Origin of the sequence: Helicobacter pylori SA221C (assembly GCF_000476855.1) — a bacterium.
In the GTDB taxonomy this organism is placed as follows: Bacteria; Campylobacterota; Campylobacteria; order Campylobacterales; family Helicobacteraceae; genus Helicobacter; species Helicobacter pylori_DK.
Map to the genome: position 1 here is coordinate 20157 of NZ_CBPT010000009.1, position 26225 is coordinate 46381.

Here is a 26225-nt window from a genome sequence, read left to right on the forward strand (position 1 = left end):
TTATTCAAAAATAACCATCAATTATAAAAATCTTCACAAACCTCTAAATCGTAACGCTTTTTTAAAAAATACATTTTTTTAATTTTTTAATCAACCATTAAGGTGTTTTAAGTTAAATTTCCTTATCTGTTAAACATGCGGATAATGTTATATCTTAAGGAAAGAAAATGGGGTTAGGACACTAATAAGTTTAGGGATTTTGTTAAGCGTTTTGAATGGCGATGATCTGAGATTGTATTCAAAACCTTTAGTCTATTCGGCTGGAAGTGGGATTATTGGGGTTGATATTGACAAACGGACATTTTATAAACGAGCGTTCGCTTTCACGATGAAATCGTTGTTCGGTGAAAACTTGCTTTTGTTTGTCAAATTAAAGCATTCTGCGTTGACGAGCAAACACATGAAAGGGCCTTTGGAAAACCGCCATCACCATTCTTTCACTAAAAATTATGAAAAAGCGGTTAATGGTTGTCAAAAGTATTTCCATATCAAATTGCCTGAAGGCGCTCCTAGCAACTTCAAATCAGGTTCATACATGGCCACTATGGTGGTGCGTTTTTAAAGCGTTATTTGGGGTATTCTTTTAATACCCTTATCATCTTTTAAAATATCATCTTTTAAAAGCACAAATTTATTTTTAGCCCTTTTTTAATATTCTTAAAACTCTTTTGTTGTAGTAATGAATGAAGTATTTTTAAAATACGGATAAAATTCATAAAAAATTTAAAAAATAAAAAAGCTTTGTTTTCATCAAATACGGGTTACTAAAACTTTTTATGGTGGGTTAGCATATTTTTGGCTTTGGTTGTTTCTTTTAGGATCAGTTCCATCAAGGTTTAAAGCATTAGCGTCTTTTCTCTTATCATTTGGCGTTAAAAGCGATCCAATTAGCCCATTTCTTGAATTTTTTGTAAAACAAGCCCCCTACAAAAACGCTTCTAACTTATAGGCTTTTTTATGCTCTTGTTTCAAATCCATGTAAGCGTTTAAAAGCATGTATTCTTCAAAAGATAAAACCGCTAGATGCTCCTTAGCGAGATCGTTCATTTCTAATTCTAACAACACGAATAAAAAGGCTTTTTGCGCCTTATCGTCTTCTTGGCTTAAAATCTCAAAAAACTGGAACCATTGATCGGGGACAAGAAATTTTTGTGCTTTTTGCGCGAGCTTTAAGTAATCATTCTTGTCATAACCCACCCTTTTGCAAAGCTCTGAAATTTTTAAAGTGTCTGTGTTTAAAGATTTTTCAAAAAAGGCTTTTAAAAAAGACTTCACGCACTCTTTATCCAAGTTATCTTGCATCGCGTTCAAAGCCTTTAAAACCTCTTTTTTGTTGCCTTTTTGGGCGATTTCTATAAAAGCGTAGCGGCGTAATTCCAAAGGGATTTGCGCGTTTGTTAGAACTTCAAAGGCGTTTTTCAAATCGTTATGAATGAAAGCTTTCAAGCGTTTAGAAAAATAAGCATGATCATAAGCCAGAGAGTGCTTAGCGTGATCTTTAGGCTCAAGGGTGTTATTTTCTATATTGTGGTAATGCTTAAAAAGGTTATCCACTTTTTCGCACCCGCTACTTGGCGTGTTTAAATCAGCCTTTAAATCATAGCGGGCTAAGATTTGAGAGAGGTTTTTAGCGAGATCGCTTTTAAATTTCGTTTTTAAAAAAGTCTTTTGGGTGTCTTGGGACAGGATTTGTTTGAGCAATTTGTCAAAATCCCTTTTTTCATGGTATAAGCGGATTTTATGGCTGAGATTGTGCTTGAATAAAAAAACCCATGAAAAAAAAGCGAACATGCCTAAAACGCCCATAAGCCATACGGCAATGGGAAAATTAAAGCTGTAGCTCCCTAAATTGAAGGCATACGCTTGCGGATCGATACTATAAACAAACACGCCAAAACCCACAATGAACAAAAATGTAAAGATAATGTAAAAACGCATGCGCACCTCCTATTTATGGTATGGATGCTTAAAAATAATGCTTAAAGCCCTATAGATTTGCTCGCACAAGACAATTTTAGCCACTTCATGGCTAAAAGTCATCTCGCTCAAACTCCAAACTTGACAATCCTTTAAAAAATTTTCTTCAAACCCATACGCTCCAGCGATAAAAAAATTAATATTAAGATGATTTTCTAACATTTTACTAAACGCAAAGCTATCGCCCCTTTGAGCTTTAGGGTGTAAGGCAATATTTTTTGCCTTAGGGTTGAAATACGGCTCAAAGGCTAGAGAGTAGCTTTTTTGAGCGAATTCTTTAGAAACTTTTTGAGCGTTGGCGGTATTTTTAGGGAATAAATCCACTAATTCCAGCTCGCAATCAAATTGCCTGCATTGCTTTTGATAGATTTTCACTAACTCTAAAGGCGAGCTTTTAGCGATAGAATACACCACGCAACGCATCAATGTTAAAACTTTAAAAAATCTTTGAAGTCTTATGCATCATCATAGCGATCAAATCGCTCAAAGTTTTTTTCAAATCCTTCCTGTGCACAATCATATCAATCAAGCCATGCTCTAATAAAAATTCCGCTGTTTGGAAGCCCTCAGGCAAATCCGCCCCTATAGTTTGCTTGATCACCCTAGGCCCTGCAAAACCTATCATCGCCCCAGGCTCTGCGATAATGAGATCCCCTAAAAAAGCAAAAGACGCGCTAACGCCCCCATAAGTGGGATCGCTTAAGAGCGAAATGAAAGGGAGTTTAGCCTCACTCAATCGGTTCAAAGCCGCGCTCGTTTTAGCCATTTGCATGAGCGAATAAGTGGATTCTTGCATCCTAGCCCCCCCACTCGCTGAAACAATCAATAACGCTTCTCTTTTAGCGACCGCACGATTGATCGCTCTTACAATCTTTTCCCCCTCCACAGAGCCTAAACTCCCCCCCATAAAGCTAAAATCAAACACCACGATCTGCAAAGGCATGCGGTTGATTTTGGCCTCACCGCTGATCACGGAGCTTGGGCGGTTAGTCCTTTTTTCGTATTTTTTAATGCGTTGTTTATAGCTCTCTTTATCCACGAAATTTAAAGGATCATTAGGCCGTAAATGCTTGTCAAACTCTTCAAAACTCCCCACATCGCATAAAAATTCAATCCTTTCAGTTGCGTTCATGCGGAAATGGTAATGGCATTTCAAACACACGCTGTATTTACTAAACACTTCTTTATGATACATTAACGCATAACATTTAGGGCATTTCACCCAATGGCTTGGCTGTTCTTCCTTACTTGGTGCTGTCCGCAATTTATTGATCTTAAAATTTTTAAAGAAATCTGCAAATCCCATGTTTTTCCTTAATTTTGCAGTTTTGTTAGGATTGTATCCAAGTTTTGCTTATAATAAACAAAATCAGCTTAAGAGTAGTGATGCAAGGGTTTCTTTTACAAACACAAAGCATAAGAGATGAAGATTTGATCGTGCGCGTTTTAACCAAAAACCAACTCAAAACCCTCTATCGTTTCTATGGCAAACGCCACAGCGTGCTGAATGTGGGGCGTAAAATTGATTTTGAAGAAGAAAACGATGATAAATTTTTACCCAAGTTAAGGAATATTTTGCATTTAGGCTATATTTGGGAAAGAGAAGTGGAGCGCTTGTTTTTTTGGCAACGCTTTTGCGCTCTTTTGTTCAAACATTTAGAAGGCGTGCATTCTTTGGATAGCATCTATTTTGACACTTTAGATGATGGGGCTAGCAAACTCTCCAAACAGCACCCCTTAAGAGTGATTTTAGAAATGTATGCAGTCCTTTTGAATTTTGAAGGGCGCTTGCAAAGTTACAATTCTTGTTTTTTATGCGATGCAAAATTAGAGCGTTCTGTCGCTTTGGCGCAAGGGTTTATTTTAGCGCACCCCTCTTGTTTGAAAACTAAAAGCCTGGATTTAGAAAAAATCCAAGCTTTTTTTCGCACTCAAAGCACGATTGATTTAGAATTAGAAGAAGTGGAAGAATTATGGCGCACGCTGAATTTAGGGTTTTGAAAGGTTAAAAATGAAATTTAAATTTTTGAATATGGATAATGAGAGCGGTTTTATTTTGATTGAAAAGGAATTGGAACGATTGAAAATCACCGCTCAAGTCAAAGAAGATGGCATTGAATTAAAAGGCGAGAATGTAGAACAAGCGAGAATTTATCTTCAAACGCTTTTTAACTCTAATATCGTGGAATTAGACGATAATCAAAAAAGCGCAAACGCTGTAATAGAGCGCTTGAAATCTTTAGGTTTAAAAATGGCGGTGGCTGAAAGCTGCTCTGGGGGGTTGTTATCGCATGCATTCACTTCCATTAGCGGGGCTTCAGCGGTTTTTATGGGGGGTGTTGTGTGTTATAGTGAAGAGGTTAAGCGCGAATTATTGAAAGTCAATGCCACGACTTTAAAAGTCTTTGGGGTTTATAGCGAAGAATGCGTAAAAGAAATGCTATCAGGCGTGTTTTTAAATTTTAAAGCGGATTTAGCGCTAGCGATTAGCGGGGTGGCTGGCCCTAATGGGGGGAGTAAGGCTAATCCTGTAGGCACGATTTATATTGGTGTGCAAAGATTAGGATCTCAAGCTTTCATTGATCGTTGTTTTTTTAAAGGGGACAGAGAAAGCATTCAAAGTAAAAGCGTAGAGCATGCCCTAAACATGCTCGCTAGAATGCTATAAAACTACCTTAACGCGCAAACGCTACCAAATTCTTTTTGAGCGACCTTAGCGATGTAGGCGATTTCGTTATCGTTAAGGTTTTCAACGCTCGCTTTTAAATACCTTTTGATTTGCTCAATCTGGCAACCCACTAGCTTGATTTTCACCACAGCCACCTCCGATTTTAAATTCGTGTAAGTGTAGGCTACTTGGATCTTAGTCGCTAGGTAATTATAGATAGCGTAGCTGATATTCGTAGCCGTTTGCTCAGACTCATGGAATTGCTCCATGAAGCGTTTTTTATACTTCAACATGATTTCATGAAAAACCACGATCAGGCTCAATTTAGCGTTTAAAGTCGCTTGCTCAATCCCTAAATATTTGTTATTAACAGGGATATACGCCACGCCCATTTCTTCGTAGGGGACTTTAGGGTCTTCAAAAACCCAAGCAGGAGCATCAGACAATTCTGATTTCATGCCCTTTAAATCAGAGACTAAAATCCCATCATCTCTTAAAAGACTCTTAGCGCTTAATGAAACGCTTGAAAACACCCCTAAAAGAGCGATTAAAACCATTCTTTTAAACAAAATACCACTCCTTAAACCTAATTTAGGTTTGATTATAGTTAAAAAGTTTTTGATTTCGTTTAATCACAACCAAGTAATCGTATCAACTTTTGATTTTCTTGATTTTTGGCTCGCTTCTGCCACCCTCTTACCCAATGCGATCAAACATGCGATTTTAGGCTTATTGATACGCTCTTCTAAAACTTCGCCCACTTTTAAAGGATCAAAGCCTCCAATAATGCAACTATCCAATCCCATTAAGCTCACGCCCATGCAAATTTGCCCCACAGCGATATAGCATTGCTCTAAAATATAGCTTTCTAATTTTTGCATGCTGTGGTTGAATCGCACGCCAAGCATTTGAGTAAAAGAGGGAATCACTCTAACCTTATAAGACTCCGGATAGAGATTTTGCATGTAATGGCCGTGTGTAACAACTCGCTAGGTCTTAAAGAGCATACCACCATTAACGCTGAAGCGCTTTTAATCATCTCTTCATTAAAATAGCTGTGTGCTGCAATTTGTTTTTTTACATCCTTATTAGTAACCATCACAAAATGCCATGGCTGCGTGTTGTAAGAGCTTGGCGATAGTCTGGCGATTTCAGCGATTTCTTCTAATTCTGTGCTAGAAAACTCATAATGGCTATCAAACATCTTGCAAGAATGGCGTTCGTTCAGTAATTGTCTTCTTTTTTCGTGATCCAAAAATTTCATTGATTTTCCTTTATTTTTTTAGAATTTTTCGTAGCATACAATAAAATCCCTAACGAAACAATTACCATAAATAAGCTTAAAATCTGCCCCATGCTCAAATTTAAAAAATAAACCCCCATTTGGCTATCCGGCTCTCTGTAAAATTCCGCAATAAAGCGCATCAAGGAATACCCCAAGCCATAAACCACAATCAGCAACCCATGCGTTTTGGTGTGTTTTTTAGCCCACATTACCATTAAAAACACGATAACCCCCTCTAAAAACGCTTCAATCAATTGGCTGGGATAACGCAATTGATTATCCACCATAATGCCTATGATTTGCCCTAAATGGCTGTCTTTGGGGACAACCCTCCCCACAAGCTCCTGGTTTAAAAAATTCCCAATCCTCCCAAAAACATACCCTAAAGGCAGGCTGATCGCAATCAAATCCAAATAAATCAAAAGCTTTTTCAAATCCTTACGGCTATAAAGATACGAAGCGATCAAAAACCCCACCAACCCCCCATGATAGCTCATCCCACGAATGCCTATAAAATTCCCATGGCTATCAAAAGGGTTAAAGATTTGCCAAAAATGCGTCAAATAATAGCTGGAATTAGGCTCATAAATAAGAATGTATCCTATCCTTGCCCCTAGCACAATGCCAAGCTCCGCCCATAGAAAATAACTCTCAAATTCCTTCCTTTCAATGGGGAATCGCTTGGGGTCTTTTTGGATCATTCTTAACGCCATATAAAAAGCGGTAACAATCGCGCACGCATACGCCAAACCATACCAATGCACTTCAATACTGCCAAGGCTAAAAGCGATAGGGTTAAATTGATCATAAATCGTATTCCAAGCGTTCATGCTCAATCCTTAAATTTCAAATTCTTTAGGGGGGATCGCTTCAAATTCATACCCTAGTAGCGCGATTTTATGTGCATGGAGCATCAAGCGTTTGGCTGAACCTGGCTCGTTATTATAAAGCGTATCGCCTATAATGGGGTGGTTGATATGCTTTAAATGGACTCTGATTTGGTGGGTTCTTCCGGTTTTGATCCCCACTTTTAAAAGGGTTTTTTTGTTGATAATTTTTAAGGGCGTGATGATCGTAACCGCTTCTTGCCCTTTTTTAGAGATCTTGCTGAAAGCTTTAGTGGTTTTAATCGTAAGAATGGGAGCGTTAATTTCTCGCTCTTCTTCTATAATGCCTTGAGCGAGTGCTAAATACTCCTTTTTAACCGCCCTGTCTTTAAAAGCCTTTTTAGCTTTTAAGTGGAATTCTGAATTTTCTTTCACCAATAAAACCACCCCGCTTGTTTCTTTATCCAAGCGGTGCAACAGCGCCCAACCTTTGAAAAAAGAGGCTAAATCATAGCTCTCTATAAAGGGGGGTTTAAAAAGGGCTAGAATGTTTTCATCTTCAAAAATCACGCTGGGTTTTTCAACCTTTTGGACGCTAAAGCGCGTATTTTTGGGCAATTCCTTTCTGGCAACCATCAATTTCTTCCCCCCTACACTCACTAACCCCAAATCAATCAAAGCCTTAGCTTTTTTATGCGAAATGTTTTCTTGAACGCTCAATATTTTATAAGCTTTTTCCATCTTTATCCTTTATCCTTTTTAATGTTTAATGAAAGCGAGCAATTCGTTTAAATCATGCCCATTTTCTAAAAAACGCACCACGCCTAAATTTTTGTAATCTAAAAGAGCGTCTAACAGATCCTCTTTTTGAACGATTTTATAAGGCTTGACTAATTCAAACAACGCTACTTGGTTGAAAATATACTCCCCTGTGATTAGGCGCGTATTAAAAAACGCCGGCTCTAAAGGGTTATGCCCCCCCATTTTGACAAACGAACCCCCCAAAATGACAATATCTGCGATTTTGTAGAAATTATTCAATTCCCCCAAGCTATCCACTAACAAAATATCGCATTCCACAAAACCTTTTGAAGAAAAACACTCTAAACTAAAACGAGTCGTTTTTAAAGCGTCTTGCAATAAATTCTGCACGCTTTTAAAACGCTCAGGGTGGCGCGGCACAACAATCAGTCTTGCGTTTTTATGCGTCTTTTTGAACTCCAAAAACGCTTTTAACCCTAATTCCTCTTCGCCCTCATGCGTGCTGGCTAAAACAATGTTTAAAGCGCTTGGGTTTTTAGGGTAAAACGAAGCGATCACAGGCTTTGAAAAACGCTTGATATTCAAAAAATCCACCACTTTTTTAGCCCCTAGATTCAACAAGCGCTTTTTATCGGCTTTGCTTTGCGCTAAAATCAAATCAATGCGTTTGAATAAAAGCGCATAAAAAAAAGAAAAACGCTGGTACTTGGGGTAAGAACGAACGCTGATTCTAGCGTTAATGAGCATGGTTTTTGCCCCTAATTTTTGAGCCGTATCAAACACATTAAACCACAATTCCGCTTCTGTAACCACCAAAGTTTTTAAGCGTTTTAAGTTTTTTTCCCATGCAAATAATAGGGTTTCAAAAGGCAGGTAACGCACTTCTATACGCTCCAAATGCTGATAAGTTTGAGCGGCTAATTCAAAGCCGGTATTAGTGGTAACGCTGATTAAAACCGGCTCTTTTAAAGCTTGAATGATTGGCTCTAAGGATTTGACCTCCCCATAAGAGCATGCATGGAACCAAAAAATCGGCTCGCTTTTTAAAAGATTGTCTTTGAGAAAAAAACGAGCCTTTAAAGAATGGCGGTATTTTTCCTTAAAACTCAAAAGCAAGATGAAAGGCACACCAAAAAGATGCCCCAAAGTTAACAATAAAAGGTAGAAAAACTTAAACAATCAAACTAATTCTTGGCTTTCTTCTTGACTTTCTTTTGAAGGTTGAGCGTTACTTTCATACGCGCCCTCAGCGTATAAAATACGCCCGCAATACGGGCAAGTGATCATATCCCCACTCGTTAGCACTTCGGTATAAATCTTATCGTTTAGTCTAATAAAACAACCCCCACAAGCCTGTTTTTTGATCGTTACAATACTCGTGTTTTTCGCCCATCTCCTGATCCTTTCATAAAAACTATAGATTTTAGGCTCGGTTTTTTCCACGAGTTCTTCTTTCTTTTTAAAGATGATCTGTTGGGTTTCTTTGATGTTTTTGACTTCGTTTTCCACTAAGTTTTCCAATTCCAACGCTAATTTTTCAAGCTCTAGCATTTCTTTTTTCAAATTCTCTTGTTTTTCGCTTTTGTGCTTGATTTCATTTTGCAAGTTTTCAATTTCTCTGTTGGCTTGGTTGGATCGCTCTTTAGCAATATCTTCTTCAATGTTTAAAGAGCGCAATTCCCTTTCGGATTTGATCTCGCTCATTTTCTTTTGGATGCTGGCGATTTTAGCGTTCGTGTCTTGTAAGGTTTGCTCGTTTTTAGAAACCTGTAATTTTAGGGCTAATTTTTCCTCTTCTAAATTCAAAATCGCTTTATTTTTAGCTTCTTTATCATTCAAGGCTTTATCCAAGTCTTTCCGTTTTTCTCTGATCAGTGGCTCTAGGGAGTCAATTTCTTTATCCAAATGCGAAATTTCAATCAATTGTTTGAGGTGGGTGTTCATCGCTTTCCTTTAAATGATTTGCAAGGGGTTTTTAAAATTCTCTATTGTAACCAAATAATTGAAAGAATGCAAAATTTCAGCCACAATCAGCGCAAAACCCCTTTCGCTATAATAATGCGTGGCGTCAATCAAGCTGATATTTAAAGATTGAGCGATCATAGCGTCATGGTATTTCACATCGCCTGTAATTAAACAGCTTTGCGCTTTTAAAGAAGAGAACATGGACGCACCCGATCCGCACACAAACGCTAAATCTTTAATGATTGGAGAACTTTTGACACACGCCACTGATCCCACCCCTAAAGAAGATTTAATCCTTTCTACAAGCGCATCAAATTCTATATTAGCGTTTTCTTTCACTAACATAAGGCCTTTTTCTATCAAGCCATCAAACCCTAAAAGTGCACTAGCAAAATGCTTGTTTAAATGCGTTTTGTCAAAATTCGTGTGCATGCTGATGACTGAAATGTTTTTTTGGATTAAGATTTTTAAAATATTCCCCGGATAAGCCTCATAGCTAAGCGTTTTTAAGGGCTTGAAAATTAAAGGGTGGTGCGTGATGATTAGGGCGTTTTGTGGGGCGTTTAGAGCGATTTGAAGCGTGATTTCTAAGCATGCGATAATCTGGCTAAACTCATGGTTTTCACTCCCCACATTCAACCCGCTATTATCCCACAATTCTTGGAGTTCAAAAGGCGAAAGGCGATTCAAAACTCCCAACACTTCCTTAACTAACGCCATTTTAAGCCTTTGTTAAAGTGTTTTTTAAGCGCTCTTCTCTTTCTTCTTCTTGCTCTTTGTAAAGAAGCGCGCACCCTTTGGCTAAATCCCTGATTTGTAAAATATAATTTTGCCTTTCAGCCACCGAAATCGCCTTTCTAGCGTCTAAAATATTGAAAAAATGCGAGCATAGCATCACGAAATCATAAGCCGGCAGCGGGAGCTTGTTTTCCAAACAATGCAAGGCTTCGGCTTGAGCGTTTTTAAACATTTCTAATAGCCTTTCCACGCTCGCTATTTCAAAATGATATTTGCTAAATTCGTATTCGCTTTCTAAATGCACTTGTGCGTAACGCACGCTGTCATGATTGTTTTTAGCCCATTCAATCTCTAGGATATTTTCCACTTTTTGGACATACATCGCCAATCTTTCCAAGCCGTAAGTGATCTCCACCGGGATAGGGCTACAAGCAATGCCCCCCACTTGCTGGAAATAAGTGAATTGCGTAACCTCCATGCCATCAAGCCACACTTCCCAGCCAAGCCCCCATGCCCCTAAAGTCGGACTCTCCCAATTGTCTTCTACAAATCGTATATCATGCTCATTAAGGTTTATCCCTAACACTTCTAAGCTTTTTAAATAGAGTTCTTGGATATTAGAAGGGCTTGGCTTGATGACTACTTGGAATTGGTAATAACTCCCCAAGCGGTTAGGGTTTTCCCCATAGCGCCCATCAGTAGGCCTTCTAGAGGGCGCGACATACGCCACATTCCACGGCTTTTTATCCAAACTCCTTAAAAGCGTGGCCGGATGGAATGTCCCCGCTCCTGCAGGAATATCATAAGGCTGGATCACCAAACAGCCTTGATTCTTCCAATACTCTTGTAATTTTAATAATAAACTTGAAAAATCTTGCATGCTCTCTTTCCTTTTAAGCGCGTCTGATCAAATCGTTCATGCTCTCTAGCACACTCTTACCCTTTAAAAGCAAGGCTAATTCGCTCGCAATGGGCGTATAAATGCCGTATTTTCTAGCGATTTCCACAATGGCGTTGGTCGTTTTCACCCCTTCAGCCACTTCGCCCAATTCTTCTAAAACCACCTCTAAAGGCTTGTTTTGGGCTAGCCCCAAACCCACACGATAATTCCTAGATAAAATAGAATTAGCGGTTAAAAACAAATCCCCAGCCCCAGAAAGCCCTAAAAAAGTCTCTGTCTTGCCCCCAAAGAACGCCCCAAAGCGTTGCATTTCCACTAAACCACGAGATAACAAACTCGCTTTAGCGCTATTGCCTAATTTCAAGCCATCACAAACCCCCCCAGCAATAGCTATCACATTTTTATACGCGCCAGCGATTTCACCCCCTATGATGTCTTGTTGGGCGTAGGCTCTGATAAAAGAGGGGGTTTTATTGGCAAATTCTAGTGCTAAAGCCTGATTATTGGAATGAATGACTAGAGCGCAAGGCAGGCCTTGAATGATTTCAGCCGCAAAACTCGGGCCGGCTAAAAAACACAAAGAATTAGGATCGATAAAATCCTTTGCGATCTCGCTCACAAACGCCCTGTTTAAAACCTCTATCCCTTTAGAAGCGATTAAAACCTTAGCGTTTTTGGGTAAAGAAGCGTTTTGAAACCATTCCCTTAGATGCTGCACGCTAATAGCGATGACATAAAGCGTTGCTTTTAAGCCTCTTTGTAAATCCACTTGCTCTATGGGGGCAGAACCTTTAGAAATCAAGGCGTCATTGAGCTTTTTTAACGGCTCGTTTAAATCGCGCCTTGAAATGATTTTGACTTCATTCTTTTCTCCAAAAGCAAAGGCTAAAGCCCTCCCCCACGCCCCGCCACCAAATACTGCAATTTCCATTAAATTCCTAATCTCATTGATTGTAAAACTCACCATTTTACAATAATAAGTTTAAAATAGCCCTTACAATCAAAACGCTGTCTTTGATTAAAAAGAGAGTAGTAAAAATCAGAAATCTCTTTCACGCTCTGATCTAAATCACCGCCGTTTTGATCGCCTCCACTCCCGCAAATCGTTTTGAAGCTCCTCGTCGTTTAAGTGGTCTTGATAATTTTTTTCTCCTCTTTCTTTAAATCTTTTAAGTATTGACAAATTTCTTAAAGAATAGTCTAATTGGAGCAGTCTATTATCATTATCCATCCAATCTCTATGTTTTTGGATGTCTTCTTGCCTCATTTTATACCAATCTAAACGAAAGGAGCAGTCTATTATCATTATCCATCCAATCTCTATGTTTTTGGATGTCTTCTTGCCTCATTTTATACCAATCTAAACGAAACATGCACCAATCCCTAAAATACAGCACCATCTCTTTGATTTCTTCGAACTCCCGGCGGTTTTCTTCATCGTCCTCTTAATCGTCGTTTTTTTCTTTGTATTTTTCCCAAGTAAAAGCGCTCGTGCGATCAAAAACCTTATCAATGCTTTCTTTAAACAAGCCAATCACTTGGTTGAGTTGCACTAAATTCTCTCTTTTGGATTCTTCTTTCTCAGAAAATTCTTTTTTGAGCGATTCGATTTTATTAAAGCTGGCATCGCTAAAATCATCAAAGCCTTTTTGCAATAAATCCAATCTGATAGAATGCAAAGCCTTTTGGTAGCGTTTGAATTGGTTAGCGTCTTGCTCAATAGCCTTTTCATACGCCAAATGCACCTCGTATAAAACGCTTAAAATTTCGTTTTGTTTCTCGCTCCTTTTATTTAACTTTTTTAAAAATTCCTCAAGCGAGTCAAAAACTTTGCTTTTTTCGCTGAACTCTTTAATTTCTTGATACCTTGTAGCGCTGTAAGCGCCAATCCCTAAAAACTCAATGCCATTATCTTCTAAAGTCTCTTTAATTTTGATAGCGACTTCTTCTAATTGTCTTTTTGTGCGCCTATCAGCCCTACTCACTACGATAAAAACCTGCTTGCCTTCTTCGTATAATTCTTGCAAATACTCTAAATCATCGCTTTCAATACCCCCACGCTCGCAACTAATGAGCCATAAAATGTGTTTAGCGTGCTTTAGGGATTCTTTAGAGGCTTCTTTGTCCTCACCCGTATAGCCTTGATTAGAAGGGTTATAGCCAGGCGTGTCTATGAAGCACAAGTGTTCAAAAGGCACGCTAGGAGTGCTTAAAAGCATCAAAGGCATGATCTCTTTAAGGTTGAAGCCAAGGGATTTTAAAAACTGATGATCAAAAGCGAGATTAGGTAATTCCACCATGCCCCCATTTTGAGAAAACCCCATTAAAACTTCTTTTTTACCCTTTAAGCAATAAGTAGGGATAGCTGTAGTGGGAAGCGTGTCTTCAGGGAGTTTTAATTTCAAGCCCAACAAGTTGTTTAAAAAGGTGGATTTGCCCGCACTAAACCCTCCCCCCACCGCAACGATGGTTTTTTGGAACAAACTAGGGTAGCCCGCTACTAATTGCAATTCTTTTTGGATTTCTTGGAGCGTCAGTAACGCTATTTCCTTTTCTTTGAGCGAATCCACGCCGCTAGCGAACTCTAAAAACTCGTTGTCTAAAATCTGCTGGTATTCTTCTAGCCCTTCATTGTTTGTTTTAGCGTTTAAAATACGAGCGATTAGATCGTAGCGTTCTTTTAAACCCTCTGTATTGTGGTGGTTTTCAGCCCTGCTATTGTCATTAAAAATACCCTTAAAAAAATTAATACTCATTGAATCCCCATTAAAGCCTTGATTTGAGCGTCTAATTGAGCGATGGATTGTTCTTTGTTTTGGACTTGATTGTGCAAATTTTGCATGTCTTTTTGGAGTTTTTGAAGCGTGTCGCTGGCGAAATTTTGCTTTTCTAAATTCTCTCTTAAACCTCCGATGTAGCCTTTCACATCTTGTTTAGCCTCAGCTTCAAAATCCCTCACATAATTCCCCACGCTTTGTATAAAAGCATCGGCTTCATCGCCTTTTAAAAAGCCCGTCTTTGCTCCTATCTCGCTAGGAAGAGTGTAATGAAACTCTTCAAATTTGATTCCATCCGTAACGGCATGCACGCTTTTTTTGAAAGCTACCTCATCAATCAAACTATCATCATTGATGATCTGACGCAAGACAGGAAAGACTTTAGCGTAGAGTTCTTTTTTGAAAACGACTTTAAAAGAATCAGCGCTGTCATTCAAAGCTTTTTCGCAGATTTCATGCATCTCTGTTAAATAATCAAGCACCGCTCCGGCTTTAATGGTTGCTCTTGTGCGTTCTACTTTCTCATAGCCCGCATCATCATCAAAGAACCGCAAAAAATTCCTTTTAAAGCTTCCTCCCAAACCGCCTTGCTTCACTCTTTCAATATAATGCTCTTCTTCCTCTTCTTCTCTAGAGCGCGTTTTAGCCGTTTGGATAGCTTTCTTCAATGTTTCTTCCAAGCCAACTCTGATATTGTTGATGAAATGCAAGATAAATTCTTCATACGCTTCCCTAAACCCTATTTCAATGTTACCAGAGAGCTTTTCATAAACCTCTATTTGCTTAACAATAGCGCCCATATCAGCGTTTTTAATCCTCTTTTTTTCTTCTTCCAAATCTTGCAATAACTGCGTGATCAAATTTTGGAGGTTGTTCGCTTGGCTCTGTGCATAATCTTGCAATTTTTGAGACATGATTTTTTCTTTCTCTTTTGCGGCTTTTTCTAAACGCTCTTTAATCGCGCCCATATTGCTTAAGAGCAATAAGCTTTCCTTAGACTTATCATCGCTACTAAAAGCGTCAGGGTAAGCGTCTTTTAAATTCCGTAATGCATTGTGATACTCTTCTGTTTTTTGGTTTCTTTCCCAAGAAGCTTGGTTGTTGAAATCTTTATACATGCTAAAGCAAACCCCTGAAGCCAAAATGACGCCATTTTTGATCGCTTTTTCAAAAATCTCTCGTTGGTTAGGGTATTTTTGAATCAACGCTTCCATGGCTTTATCTAAAGAAGATGAAAGGGATTTTTGCGCGTTTTCTAAGGCTGTGGGGAGGTGTTGACCAGATTTTTCCACTTCACTCATAGAAAGAACGGCGCTATCGGCTTGGCTTGCCACAAAATAAATTTCTTGAAGGCCTTCTTTATTAGAAACCCTATCAAACAAACTCGTATCGCTATCTGTTAAAAACTGATTAGAAGGGCTTACAATAAACACCACATCGCAATCTTTCAATAAGGCTTTGGTGCGCTCTTCCCTGGAAGCGATGGGATCATTCACGCCTGGGGTGTCAATCACTTCCAAATCTTTAAGATTGGGGTTATTCAAAGAAATTTGCACCGCTTTAGTGCATGGCATATACTTCCCGTCCGCGCCCACGAATTGGAGCAATTTTTGATTCAGATCTTCTAAGCTGTTGGCTTGAATGCGCGGATCCAAGTTTTCCGTGTTGAGCAATCCGCTTTTTTTCATTTTTTCGTATTGATCGTATGATGAAACGAGCTTTGTATCCTTTTCTAACTCGCTTTTAGCGATCCTTTCAGCCTTTTTTACTATTTCTTCATCGCTTAAAACCCTCTCTTTGGGTGCTTCTTTATCGCTTTTGTTTCTGCTAAAAAAATTCTTTACTCCCTCTTTAGCCTTATTTGACAAACTCTGTTTTTCTTTTTGTTCTTTGACTTTTTCCTCAACGATTCTTTGAAATTCCCTTTCATACCTTGCATGTTCGTTTTTAAGCTCTGCAATATCCTTTGGGCTGTAAAACTCCACTTGAGCGCTCAAGGTTTTGGCGTATTTTAAAATGGTAAGGCTAGCGGTCATGGGCGTTGCCGCTTTAGGCAAAACCTCTACACCCTCAAAAATCAAAGCGTTTAAGAGCGAGCTTTTACCCGCTTTCACGCGCCCGATGATACCGACTTTAAGATTCCTATCAGTATCTTGCATCTCTTTTAGCGTTTTCTCTAACTCTTCGGTTGTAATCACAGCGTTATCGCTCATAAAAGGCCTCGCTCTTTCTTGCAAGCCTTGTTCTTTTAGCGTTTTTTCAATTAAAGCACTTTTTTGAATGAGTTCTTGAGCGTTCATTTTAATCCTTCAAATATTGTTGTTCTAAATTGCTTAAAGCGTTGATCTTATTTTCTAAGATTTGTTTTTGTGCTTCTAGATCATTTAGGTGTTTTTCTTTTTCTGTTTGAGCGAGCGCGATTTCTTGTTTCTTGTGCGTGATGTCCAATTCGCACCGATCTTTTAGAGATTTTAGGGAATTTTGCAAAGCCTCATTAAACAATCCCGGTAAAACTTTTTTAAGCTTGTGTTGAATCTCTGGTATCACTTTGACTTCAATCAGATTTTCTAATTTCGCCCGCTCTTTTTCTTCATTCCTAAAAAATGCAGCGATGAGATTAGGCAACAATGTCAGTAAATCTTTTAAAAGAGGTTTTAACCCTTGTAAAATCAGCGCGAACGGCCTTGTAACCGGGTTTTTGGATAGAAACAAGCTTAAAGCGTTGATCCCTAATTCAAGGCCATGCTCTAAATTCACAGACAAATCGCTAGAAAGCTTGTTCAAGTTTTCAAATTCCGCATGGAAATCTTTTGAAAAAGAAAGGTTGATCTTTTCAATCTCTAATTTAGCGTTTTTGATCAGGCTTTGTTGCATGACGCTTTCTATTTCGCTGTTAAGCTCGTTAGGCTTGTTGATTAAAGCGGCTAAATAAGGCTTTTGATCCCTCACATCTTCTAGCACTTTTTTAACCACCGATCCCACAGCCACGCTAGAATATTTCTCTTCTAAATTAGCCCTTAATTTTTCATAGGTTTTTTCAATGTCTTTAACGCCCAAATCCAAAGCTTTGATCTCTTCTAAAGCCTTTTCTTTGGAGTAATTAAAGCTTTCAATCACGCTTTTTAGGCTGTTTTGTAACCGGGAGTTCAAAAACTTCAATCGTTCCAAATACAAAGCGCTAAAAAGCTTTTCAGCGTCTATTTTATCCGCTACCTCTAAAAGAGCGTTATTGTCTTTATTAGAATGAATGAGATGCGTTGTCAAATCAAGGTGATCTTGGATTTGCTCTTGAATGTAGCGAGAGATTTCTCCCACTTGCGAAGGCGTTCTTAAATTCGTTTTACTCAAAATAAAGCTAAGGCCTTTGTCAAACTCTAAAAGGTTTTTCAATTCCCTAACCATGCGTTTAGTGAGATTGCCCTCTTCTACGCTTGCAAGAATGACAAAATGCACGCCCCTTTCCAAATATTCCAAAATGGCATGGGTGTGGCTTGAAACAGGGCTATCAAAGCCTGGCATATCCACAAACACTAAAGGCGCACTGTTTTTCAAAGCTTCATTATTCAAATAAACCTTAAGGTAGGAATACTCCGCCGCATTCTCTTTAATTACTTCAAAACTTTGCTCATTCAGTTCAAAACTCTCTGTTTTTTCATCATTGTTTGAAAAAGCTTCTATGCGTTCATTAGCGCTATAGTGCAACTCAGTGGCTAAAGAAGTCTCTGGCGTGATACCGGTAGGTAAAACGCTACTGCCTAAAAAGCGGTTCAATAGCGTGCTTTTGCCTGCGCTAAAATTCCCCACAACGGGTATCACAAGCTGTTGTTTTTGAACGCTTGCTAAAAGCGTATAATATTCTGTTTTATCAATCTCTACTTCTTTTAAAACTTCTAAAACCTGTTCTAAAAACTCCATAAAATTTGTCTGTGCGCGTAAAATCATTACCAATCCTTTAAAATTAAAAATTAAAATCTAAACAAGACGCAAAAATCCCTAAAAATCCCTAAAATATAGATAGGGTTTATATGGGTATGGGTTTATATGGGGGTGAAAAGATAAAACGGCTGACTAGAGAGAGAGCGGATTTTTAAGAATAATCATCATTACAAACTCCTAGCACCATTTAATGGCTCTCATTATACTCAATTTCATAAAACAATCTTGATAGCCGGCATTAAATCGTTGTTTTCTTCTATTTTTAACATCCTCACATCTTTAACACAAACCGCAAAACTTGGTATTTGCTTGGCTAAAATTTGCACCGTAGCGACGCAAGTAACAGCGTTGATGGTCTCATCGCCAAAATACACGCTACCTTGTTGCCATTTAAAGCCATGTTGTTCCATGAATTTACGAATATCCAAATAAACTTTTGAGAGATTCATTGCGTTTTCATTCAAGCAATTAGTGTCAAGGTCAAAGGTTACAGCATACATCTTAATTCCTTTATTGGTTTGTGTTATAGCGTATTTTACTGAGAATTCCGCTTGATTGGTGCATGCGTTTTACAACCCATGCGTTTGAGAATAAAACAATTTCATTTCTTTAGAAGCGAAGTGATCTTTGAGCGCTTTGGCTAGAGATAAAGCGATCTCATCGCTTAAAAAAAGCTTGAATTTAGCGTAATCTTTGCGCCCGCTCACCTGCTCTTTTTGGCTTAAAAGCAGCGAAGAAGCGGCGTATTTATAGCATTCCACATAAAAAAAATCATCAAAGCCTTTTTCAAATAAATAATCTATTAAAGCGTCTTTCAAACAAATATCAATATAAATTTCTAAAGCGAGCATGTGAAATCCCTTAATTGATTTTAATCTTTTTAGCGATGAGCATGAACATGGGCGGTAGTAAGAGTAAGGTTAGAGCGCTTGAGGTAACCAAGCCTCCAAGCACCACGATCGCTAAAGGTTTTTGGACTTCTGATCCCACGCTATGAGAAAATAATAAAGGTATCAAACCCAAACCGGCAATGCAAGCGGTCATTAAAACCGGCCTCAAACGCCTTTTAGCGCCCAATAAAACGCATTCTTCTACGCTTTTTCCTTGCAATAAAAGCTCTTTAAAATAACCTATCATCACCACGCCGTTTAAAACCGCAATCCCAAAAAGAGCGATAAAGCCCACGCTCGCTGGCACTGAAATATACTCCCCTACCGCAAACAACGCAATAAGGCCTCCGGTAACCGCAAAAGGGATATTCAAAAGAATGAGCAAGGCTAAAGGAATGCTTTTAAAAGTGAAAAAAAGAATGAAAAAAATCGCTAAGATGCTTAAAGGGATAACGGTAGAAAGCCTTTTATTGGCCCGTTGCTGGTTTTCAAACTGCCCCCCATAAGTGATATAGTAGCTAGAAGGGAGTTTGATGTTTTGAGCGATCACTTTTTTAGCCTCTTCTACAAAAGAGTTCAAATCGCGCCCCACCACATTGCTGCGAACCACGCTCATGCGCATTGAATTTTCACGCACAATAGAAACAGGGCCATCCACTTCTTCAATTTTAGCGATAGAAGTGATAGGCACTAAAACGCCATATTTTGAAGTCAGGGCTAAACTTTTGATTTTAGTGATAGAGCTTGCAAAATCGCTCTCTTGGCGGATTATCACCGGCGTGCGTGAAATCCCTGTAGGGATCACATCCACAACCAAGCCCTCTAAAGCGGATTTTAAAAACTTGGAAAATTCATCGCTAGTGATCCCCACATCCGCCATCGCTTCTTTATTAGGGGTTACATACAAATAATTCACGCCCTCATTAAGCGTGGTTAAAACTTCACTAGAGCCTTTAATCCCTTTTAAAACTTGCGCGATTTGAAAACTCAACTCGTTTAAGGCGCTAATATCATCTCCAAAAATCTTAACCGCTAAATCCCCCCTAACCCCTGTAAGCATTTCAGAAATCCTCATTTCAATGGGTTGGGTGAAAGAAAAGTTAATCCCCTTAAAGTCTTTTAAAGAATCTGTGATTTTTTCTAATAATTCATCTTTGGTTTTTACGCTCCATTCTTTTTTAGGGATGAAAGAAATAAAAGTATCGGTTTGATTCAAGCCCCCTAAATCCAGCCCCAATTCATCGCTCCCTGTGCGCGCGACAATGCTTTTAACTTCCTTAACATGCTTTTTAATCGCGCTCTCAATGTTTAGCATGAGATCCCTAGATTGATCTAAAGAAATAGAAGGGGTGGTTTCCACACTCAAAACCACATCGCCCTCATCTAAAGCGGGCATGAAATTCTTCCCCACAAAAGGGAATAAAGAAAGGCTTGCGATTAAAAAAACAAACGCTCCTAAAATCACTTTTTTAGGGTTATGCACAAAAAATTCCAATAAAGGAGCATAGATTCTGTTTAAAAACCTCGTTAAAAAGGTTTCGCTATGGGGTGTGGCTTTTAAGACAAGAGAGCTCACTACAGGAATGATAGTGATGGATAGAACTAAAGTGCCTAAAAGCGCATACACAATGCTTTGCGCTAAAGGCCTAAACATCTTACCCTCTAACCCCTGTAAGGTTAGAATCGGCACAAAAAACACAATAATGATCACCACCCCGCTCACCACTGAAACAGCGATTTCTTTGCATGAACGATAGATCGCATGGAGTTTAGTGGTCTTGGTGTTAGCGCTCAATTTTTCAAAAGCGTTTTCCACCACCACCACGGCTGAGTCAATGAGCATGCCTATAGCGATAACCAACCCCCCTAAACTCATCAAATTTAAAGTCAGATCGCTAAACTTGATAAAAATAAACGCCACGGACAAGCTTAAGGGTAAAATCACCCCCACAGCCACGCTCGCCCTCAAATTCCCTAAAAATAAAAAGAGCGTGATGATGATTAAAACAACGGCTTCAATGAGCGTTTTAGAAACGGTGGCAATGGCTTTTTGCGTGAATTCTGATCGATCATAAAAAACATTAATGGACACGCCATTCGGTAAAAAGGGTTTTAATTCTTCTAGTTTTTGATACACTTGAGTGATGATTTCTTTGGTGTTAGCGTCTTTTAAAGAAAGCACCAAGCCCTCTGTGGTCTCGCCCACGCCATCTTTAGTGACAAACCCTAAGCGGGTGCGAGACTGGCTGATGACTTTCGCAAAATCCTTAATGTGCAAATGCCCTAAATTCGTGGAAACGGTGATTTTGCCAATGTCTTCTAAACTCAAAGAAGCGGTTTGGATTTTGACTAAAAAGGTTTCGCCATCTCTATCCACGCGCCCCGCTCCGCTGTTTCTTAAATTCACTCTTACAGCCTCTTCTAAATCAGAAATACTCACCCCAAGCCTTGCCATGTCGTTAAAATCCGGCACAATCACAAACGCTCTGCTAAAGCCTCCAATGGAATTGACATCCGCCACGCCGCTAATCATTCTTAATTGCGGGCGGATCACAAAATCTAAAAGCTGTCGTTTTTCTATTTCGGTGATATTGCCATCAATGGTGAACATAAAGATATCTGATAGCGGCGTAACAATGGGCGCCATGCCTCCTTCAACCCCCACGGGTAAATCTTTCATCACGCTGCTCAAGCGCTCATTGACAATATTCCTCGCTAAATAAATATCCACGCTGTCATCAAAATCTATCGTGATGTCTGAAATAGAATATTTTGAAATACTTCTTAAAGATTTTTGCCCCTTTAAGCCTAAAAGCTCCAATTCTAAAGGGCGCACGATGTTGTTTTCCATTTCTTCAGGGCTAGAGCCGGGGAGTTTTAAAATGATTTTGACTTGAGTGGGCGAAATATCTGGGAAAGCGTCCACTGGAGTGTGGATAAAACTATAAGTCCCAAAAAATAAAATAAGAATCGCGCCAACAATCACAATCACTCTTTGGCGTAAGGAAAATTCAATAATGGAAGCGAGCATCATTCTTCCCCTAAATTGTTGATCATGCCTTTTAACCCTATCAATGACCCCACTGCCACGCTGTCATTAGGGTGTAAATTTTGAGCGCTCACGATAAAAATCTTGCTGCGTTCTTCTAAAACTTGAACCACCACAGGCCTAAAACCTTTAGGCGTTCTCACAAACACCAGGTAATCTTTCCCGTTTCTGATTAAAGCGTTTGAAGGGATTAAAACCGAGTCTTTAGGCTGTGAGCCTTGAATATACATTTCTACCATTTCCCCCACATGGTAATTGCCCTCATCTAATAAAGCGGTGGCTAAAATCGTGTTAGAGCCTTTGTCTAACACCACCGAAACGCTTTGAATCTTCCCGATTTTTTCCCCCTCTTCATTATAGACCGGCGAATCTCTTCTAATGGATTTAGAAACGCCTACAGGCAATTTGATTTGAGCGATCAGATCATCGCTTTTTGAAATACGCACATAACTAGTGAAAGCCAAAATCTTCTCGCCCACATTTTTAGGCGCTAACGCTAAAAGACCGCTATCTCTAGCCACAATCCTAAAACCATAATGCCCTTTAGGGTTTTTGGGATCCACGCCAAAGCTTTTAAACGCGCTCTCTAATTGTTCCACCTTTAAGCCCATTTCTTCACTGGTTAGAAAGCTCGTTTGATACTCCCTTTTAGGGATCACCCCAGCCCTATAAAGCTCTAAATCTTTTTTAGTAATATCTTTAGCGATTTTTAATTTATTTTGGTTGTTTTGCAATTCAAAATACAAATTGCTCAAATCAATAGAGCTCACTTCACAGATCGCATCTCCAGCTTTCACCTGCTCGCCCTCTCTTTTATAAACAGCGACCACAGACGCATCAAAGCTCAAGCTCTGCACCACAGAGCTTTTACTATCAAAATCAATATAAGCGTTAAAAGGAAGCCCTTTACTAAAAATTTCTTTATCTAAACTGATAACCTTTAACCCCATGGGTTGCAAGTTTTTTTCTTCCAAAACAATTTCTGGATACTCTTTGGCTTTTAAAGAAACACCCATCGAAAAAACGCCCATTAACATCAGCCACCATAACGCCCGCTTCAACGCAATTCTCCTAATCTGGTCAAGCTCTCCCCTAAAGTCTCTTCTAAAAGCGCGCTAATATCAATGTATTCAATCTTAGCTTCCGTTAGAGTGATGAGAGCGTCCATGTAAGAATTTTGATAAATCAAGTATTCAAAAAGCCCGATTTTTTGGGCTTCATAAGCGAGGCGCCCCATTTCCATCAAACGCTTCTTATTGGCAATGGCTTCTTTTTGGGTTTCAATGTATGCTTCTTTGGTTTTGAGCTGGTTTAAATAGGAGTTGGCGTTGATTCTAATGTTTCGTTTCATCACTTCATTTTGCGCGAGCGTCCCGCTTTGCAAATCCAAGAATTTACGCTTTTGATAGATATTTTTAGGCGTGACCGGTAAAGGGATACGCACTTCTACAGAAAGATTAGTTGAAGAGTTATAGCTTTCAGAGCCAATCCCGAATTCAAACGCATTAAACACATCTCTATTAGCCAATTTCGCATTCACCTGATAATCTTTAGCCGTCAAATCCAAAATATCCACATACAACGAGCGATCCAATTTAAACTTTAAAGCTTCAGGTTCTAATCGCACGTATTCAAAATCCAAACCGATCACCTTGACATCATGCAAATGGTTTAAATAAGTGTCAAAATGCGCCCCCTCTTTGACCGGCTCCACAATCGCTAGCATCGTGTCTAGCATTTTTTCTAAATCTATGAGTTTGGTTTCCACATTGGTTTTAGCGAGTTTGGATTCCAAATAAGAATTATTGAAGTTGATATAGTCCTTTTCGCTCATGCTGCCGGCTTTGACTTTTTCTTTAGCGATTTTGAGCTGCGAATAAAAGTTCGCTTCTCGTTGCACATACACCTGATACTTTTCCTTAGTCATCACATAAGTCAAATAAAGGCGTTTAGCGCCAATAAAAGCGAGATTTTTATTTAATTGATAGCTTTTATCGTATTGAATGGTTTTAATAGAAAGGCTTTTGGATAAAAGCGAACTCACCCACGGGAGCTTGGGTCTTACTATTAAAAGGGTTCTGGGTTGCGCTTCTATAATGCCTTGGAAGTTTTTCACCATAGAAGTTTCATTATCAATATAGGGAAAATCCCATGCATTGATTGAACGCTGTTCGTTCAGACGGCTTTTAAAATCGGCTTTTTTGCCGATCAGTTCCATAGAGTTGGTTTCTACTTCTTTAAAAAACTCTTGTAGGGTAAAGGTTTTCGCATCAAGCACGCCCATACCGCTTATTAAAAAAGCTACCCCCAAACAAAAACGCTGGACTTTGCGTTTGAAAGAACTAAATCGCAATTTCTTTAATATCCCCAATTTCTAAGAAACTTTGATACACGCCCCACAAGAAATTTTTACGATTTTTTTGGATTTCTATATCTTTATCCATGACCAGCACGCTTTTAAAATATTCTTCTAAAGGCGCATGCAAACCAAAATAAGCCTCTATTTTGCTATCCAAACTCTCAAAAGTGCTTGTTTTGATCGCATTGAACGCTTCAAAAAGGGCATGCTCTTGCGATTCTTTAAAAAGATTCGTAGAAAACCCGCTTGATTCGTCAGGGTTTCTGTCTTTATTGATATTGGCTAGGCGTTTGAAAGCGCTAAAAAGCAGCTCTTTTTTTTGAGCGTTTTTGGGATCGTCTAAAAAGCGTTTTAAGGTTTTGACTTTTTGAATGATTTTAACAATGTCTCGCTCGTTGGTGTTTAACACGCTCCTTATAATAGAGGGGTTACAATCTATTAAATTATGAAAGCGCTCCAGTAAAAACTTTTCTAAAACCTCTAAATCAAAGCTTTGATAAACGCCCACTTTTTCAAAGAGGTTTTTCAAATCCGCTTTCAGATCAAATTCTAACCCATAATGCGCGATGATTTTCAATAATCCAAAACTCAAGCGCCTTAAAGCAAAAGGATCTTTAGATCCGCTAGGGATTTTACCCGCGCTAAAAAGAGAAAACAGGCTGTCTAATTTCAAGCTCAAAGCCACGATCGCGCTAAAAACACTAGAGGGCAAGGGAGCGTTTTCGCTTGCGGGCAAATACTGCTCTTTCAAACTCAAAGCGACTAACTCGTTTTCGTTTTGTTTCAAAGCGTAGTAATAGCCCATGATCCCTTGAAGCTCGCTAAATTCATACACCACTTCACTGAGTAAATCCGCCTTAGCGATTTTAACGGCTCGGCCAATCAATTCAAGGGCTTTTTCTAAAGGCATGTTTAAAGATGGAGCGTATTTTTGCGTCAAGTATTGAGCGATGATTGCTTCTCGCTCCATTTTATCCTTTAAAGTCCCTAAACCTTGCACAAAAACCACGCTCTCTAAAGGGGCGTTATCTAAAGGCTTTTTGAGATCGTTTTCATAAAAGAAAACCGCATCGCTCAAGCGGGCTTTTAAAACCTTTTGATTGCCTGCAATGATTTTTTGCTTGTCTTTATTGATAGCGTTACTCACCACAACAAAGCCGTTGTGTAATGTTGGGCTTTCTTCTTGGCTTTTTTGACAAAAGGTTGCAAAATAGCGCTGGTTTTCTTTCATGGAAGTGGTGATGATTTCACTGGGTAATTTTAAAAACGCCTTGTCAAACTCCCCTAAAAGCGCACTGGGGTATTCCGTGATCGCTACCACCTCATCTAATAAATCCTTATCTATTTCTACGATGATTTCATGCTTTGTTTCTAGCTCTTTAATTTCTTGTAAGATTTTAGCTTCGCGCTTTTTAGGGTCTAAAATGACATGGTTTTTTTCTAAAACTTCAAAATACGCTTTAGGGCTATCCACCTGGATAAAATCAAAACTCTCTTGTCGGTGCGCTTTCGTGGTTTGTTTGGTTTTAAAGCCATACTCTTTGACTTCAATACCGTTAAAATTTTCCCCATTAAACAACACGCAAATATTATGAATGGGTCTGATAAAGCTTTTTTCCACATTGCCCCAACGCATAGACTTACCGAAATTCAAACCCTCTAAAAACTCTAACACAATGGGCATGATTAAGTCTTTTGTAGGCTGTTTGGCGTGGATTTTAGCGTGATAAAGCACTTCTTTATTGTTTTTAAACGCTGTTTGGAAATGCTTGGGATCCTTTAGTCCTAATTTTTGATAAAACCCTAAACCTAGAGCGTTCAACCCTTGCGTTTTATCTTCATTGTTGCATGCGATTTTAACCGGAGGCCCAAAAAATTCCTCTTTAGTTTCTTGCGTTAAAAGAGGAAAGTCTTTGATAAACAAACACAAGCGCCTAGGGGTGTAAAAAACCTCTATAGTTCCCACTTCTAAAGCACGTTTTTGAAAAAGAGCGTGGAGTTTTTTAGGCATTTCTTTATATTCATTCAATAACGCTTGTGCGGGCAATTCTTCAACTAAAATCTCTACTAACAATTCATCTGAATGCAAAA

At 38.9% G+C, this 26225-nt stretch carries 22 protein-coding genes and 2 pseudogenes; 3 read left to right on the top strand and 21 right to left on the bottom strand.

Going from position 1 to position 26225, the window contains the following annotated elements:
* The first annotated feature begins 199 nt into the window (after positions 1-199).
* Entirely contained in the window at positions 200-562 is a 363-nt protein-coding gene (locus tag QU01_RS05265; protein WP_033762866.1) for a hypothetical protein, read from the top strand.
* Positions 563-924: 362 nt separating this feature from the next.
* Here QU01_RS05265 and QU01_RS05270 read toward each other — a convergent pair whose 3' ends face one another.
* The 3 genes from QU01_RS05270 to accD are packed head-to-tail and all read right to left on the bottom strand — an operon-like array spanning position 925 to position 3283.
* Positions 925-1938, bottom strand: coding sequence for a LapA family protein (locus tag QU01_RS05270; protein WP_015428033.1), 1014 nt, complete (start codon positions 1936-1938; stop codon positions 925-927).
* 9 nt (positions 1939-1947) lie between these two features.
* Entirely contained in the window at positions 1948-2400 is a 453-nt protein-coding gene (gene rlmH, locus QU01_RS05275) for a 23S rRNA (pseudouridine(1915)-N(3))-methyltransferase RlmH (protein ID WP_033762867.1), read from the bottom strand.
* A 13-nt stretch (positions 2401-2413) separates the two neighbouring features.
* Positions 2414-3283 carry an acetyl-CoA carboxylase, carboxyltransferase subunit beta gene (gene accD / locus QU01_RS05280; RefSeq protein ID WP_000505062.1) on the bottom strand — a complete coding sequence of 290 codons (870 nt, stop codon included), beginning with the start codon at positions 3281-3283 and terminating at the stop codon, positions 2414-2416.
* 80 nt (positions 3284-3363) lie between these two features.
* On the opposite strand from accD, the gene recO reads away from it, so the two are divergent.
* Positions 3364-3978, top strand: coding sequence for a recombination protein RecO (recO, locus tag QU01_RS05285; RefSeq protein ID WP_033762868.1), 615 nt, complete (start codon positions 3364-3366; stop codon positions 3976-3978).
* Positions 3979-3988: 10 nt separating this feature from the next.
* Positions 3989-4645 (top strand): CinA family protein, encoded by a 657-nt coding sequence (locus QU01_RS05290; RefSeq protein WP_033762870.1) that lies wholly within the window; start codon positions 3989-3991, stop codon positions 4643-4645.
* Between the two features lie 2 nt (positions 4646-4647).
* Here QU01_RS05290 and QU01_RS05295 read toward each other — a convergent pair whose 3' ends face one another.
* The 18 genes and pseudogenes from QU01_RS05295 to glyS all read right to left on the bottom strand — a co-directional run bounded on the left by QU01_RS05295 (position 4648) and on the right by glyS (position 26223).
* Positions 4648-5214 carry a hypothetical protein gene (locus tag QU01_RS05295; protein WP_000476715.1) on the bottom strand — a complete coding sequence of 189 codons (567 nt, stop codon included), beginning with the start codon at positions 5212-5214 and terminating at the stop codon, positions 4648-4650.
* Between the two features lie 63 nt (positions 5215-5277).
* A pseudogene (rdxA, locus tag QU01_RS05300) lies at positions 5278-5909 on the bottom strand (oxygen-insensitive NAD(P)H-dependent oxidoreductase RdxA).
* Entirely contained in the window at positions 5906-6760 is an 855-nt protein-coding gene (gene lgt / locus QU01_RS05305) for a prolipoprotein diacylglyceryl transferase (RefSeq protein ID WP_033762872.1), read from the bottom strand. The pseudogene rdxA and the gene lgt overlap by 4 nt, the downstream one beginning before the upstream one ends.
* A 9-nt stretch (positions 6761-6769) precedes the next feature.
* Positions 6770-7498 carry an RluA family pseudouridine synthase gene (locus QU01_RS05310; RefSeq protein WP_033762873.1) on the bottom strand — a complete coding sequence of 243 codons (729 nt, stop codon included), beginning with the start codon at positions 7496-7498 and terminating at the stop codon, positions 6770-6772.
* 18 nt (positions 7499-7516) lie between these two features.
* Entirely contained in the window at positions 7517-8698 is a 1182-nt protein-coding gene (waaA, locus tag QU01_RS05315; protein ID WP_033762874.1) for a lipid IV(A) 3-deoxy-D-manno-octulosonic acid transferase, read from the bottom strand.
* Positions 8699-9463, bottom strand: coding sequence for a zinc ribbon domain-containing protein (locus QU01_RS05320; protein ID WP_033762875.1), 765 nt, complete (start codon positions 9461-9463; stop codon positions 8699-8701). It abuts the gene before it with no gap.
* A 9-nt stretch (positions 9464-9472) separates the two neighbouring features.
* On the bottom strand, positions 9473-10204 hold the full coding sequence (locus tag QU01_RS05325; protein ID WP_033762877.1) for a GTP cyclohydrolase I: 732 nt from the start codon (positions 10202-10204) through the stop codon (positions 9473-9475).
* A 1-nt stretch (position 10205) separates the two neighbouring features.
* The gene (glyQ, locus tag QU01_RS05330; RefSeq protein WP_033762879.1) at positions 10206-11102 is read right to left on the bottom strand and encodes a glycine--tRNA ligase subunit alpha; all 897 of its coding nucleotides are present in this window, start codon (positions 11100-11102) and stop codon (positions 10206-10208) included.
* A 13-nt stretch (positions 11103-11115) separates the two neighbouring features.
* A complete protein-coding gene (locus tag QU01_RS05335; RefSeq protein ID WP_000401715.1) occupies positions 11116-12054 on the bottom strand; it encodes an NAD(P)H-dependent glycerol-3-phosphate dehydrogenase in 939 nt (312 codons plus the stop codon).
* A gap of 138 nt (positions 12055-12192) precedes the next feature.
* Positions 12193-13879: pseudogene (locus tag QU01_RS05345) on the bottom strand (dynamin family protein).
* The gene (locus QU01_RS08300; protein WP_033762885.1) at positions 13876-16200 is read right to left on the bottom strand and encodes a dynamin family protein; all 2325 of its coding nucleotides are present in this window, start codon (positions 16198-16200) and stop codon (positions 13876-13878) included. The pseudogene QU01_RS05345 and the gene QU01_RS08300 overlap by 4 nt, the downstream one beginning before the upstream one ends.
* Before the next feature lies 1 nt (position 16201).
* Positions 16202-17842, bottom strand: coding sequence for a dynamin family protein (locus QU01_RS05355; protein ID WP_033762886.1), 1641 nt, complete (start codon positions 17840-17842; stop codon positions 16202-16204).
* 206 nt (positions 17843-18048) lie between these two features.
* Positions 18049-18336, bottom strand: a complete 288-nt coding sequence (locus QU01_RS05360; protein WP_033762887.1) for a virulence factor — start codon at positions 18334-18336, stop codon at positions 18049-18051.
* Positions 18337-18405: 69 nt separating this feature from the next.
* Positions 18406-18687 carry a DUF3240 family protein gene (locus QU01_RS05365; RefSeq protein ID WP_000880302.1) on the bottom strand — a complete coding sequence of 94 codons (282 nt, stop codon included), beginning with the start codon at positions 18685-18687 and terminating at the stop codon, positions 18406-18408.
* A gap of 10 nt (positions 18688-18697) precedes the next feature.
* Complete coding sequence (locus QU01_RS05370) at positions 18698-21757, bottom strand: CusA/CzcA family heavy metal efflux RND transporter (RefSeq protein WP_033762902.1); 3060 nt, start codon at positions 21755-21757, stop codon at positions 18698-18700.
* Complete coding sequence (locus tag QU01_RS05375; RefSeq protein WP_033762888.1) at positions 21757-22836, bottom strand: efflux RND transporter periplasmic adaptor subunit; 1080 nt, start codon at positions 22834-22836, stop codon at positions 21757-21759. The genes QU01_RS05370 and QU01_RS05375 overlap by 1 nt, the downstream gene beginning before the upstream one ends.
* Positions 22833-24128 carry a TolC family protein gene (locus tag QU01_RS05380; RefSeq protein WP_033762903.1) on the bottom strand — a complete coding sequence of 432 codons (1296 nt, stop codon included), beginning with the start codon at positions 24126-24128 and terminating at the stop codon, positions 22833-22835. The genes QU01_RS05375 and QU01_RS05380 overlap by 4 nt, the downstream gene beginning before the upstream one ends.
* Positions 24118-26223: a glycine--tRNA ligase subunit beta gene (gene glyS / locus QU01_RS05385; protein WP_033762889.1), complete on the bottom strand. Its 2106-nt coding sequence runs from the start codon at positions 26221-26223 to the stop codon at positions 24118-24120. The genes QU01_RS05380 and glyS overlap by 11 nt, the downstream gene beginning before the upstream one ends.
* Positions 26224-26225 lie beyond the last annotated feature (2 nt).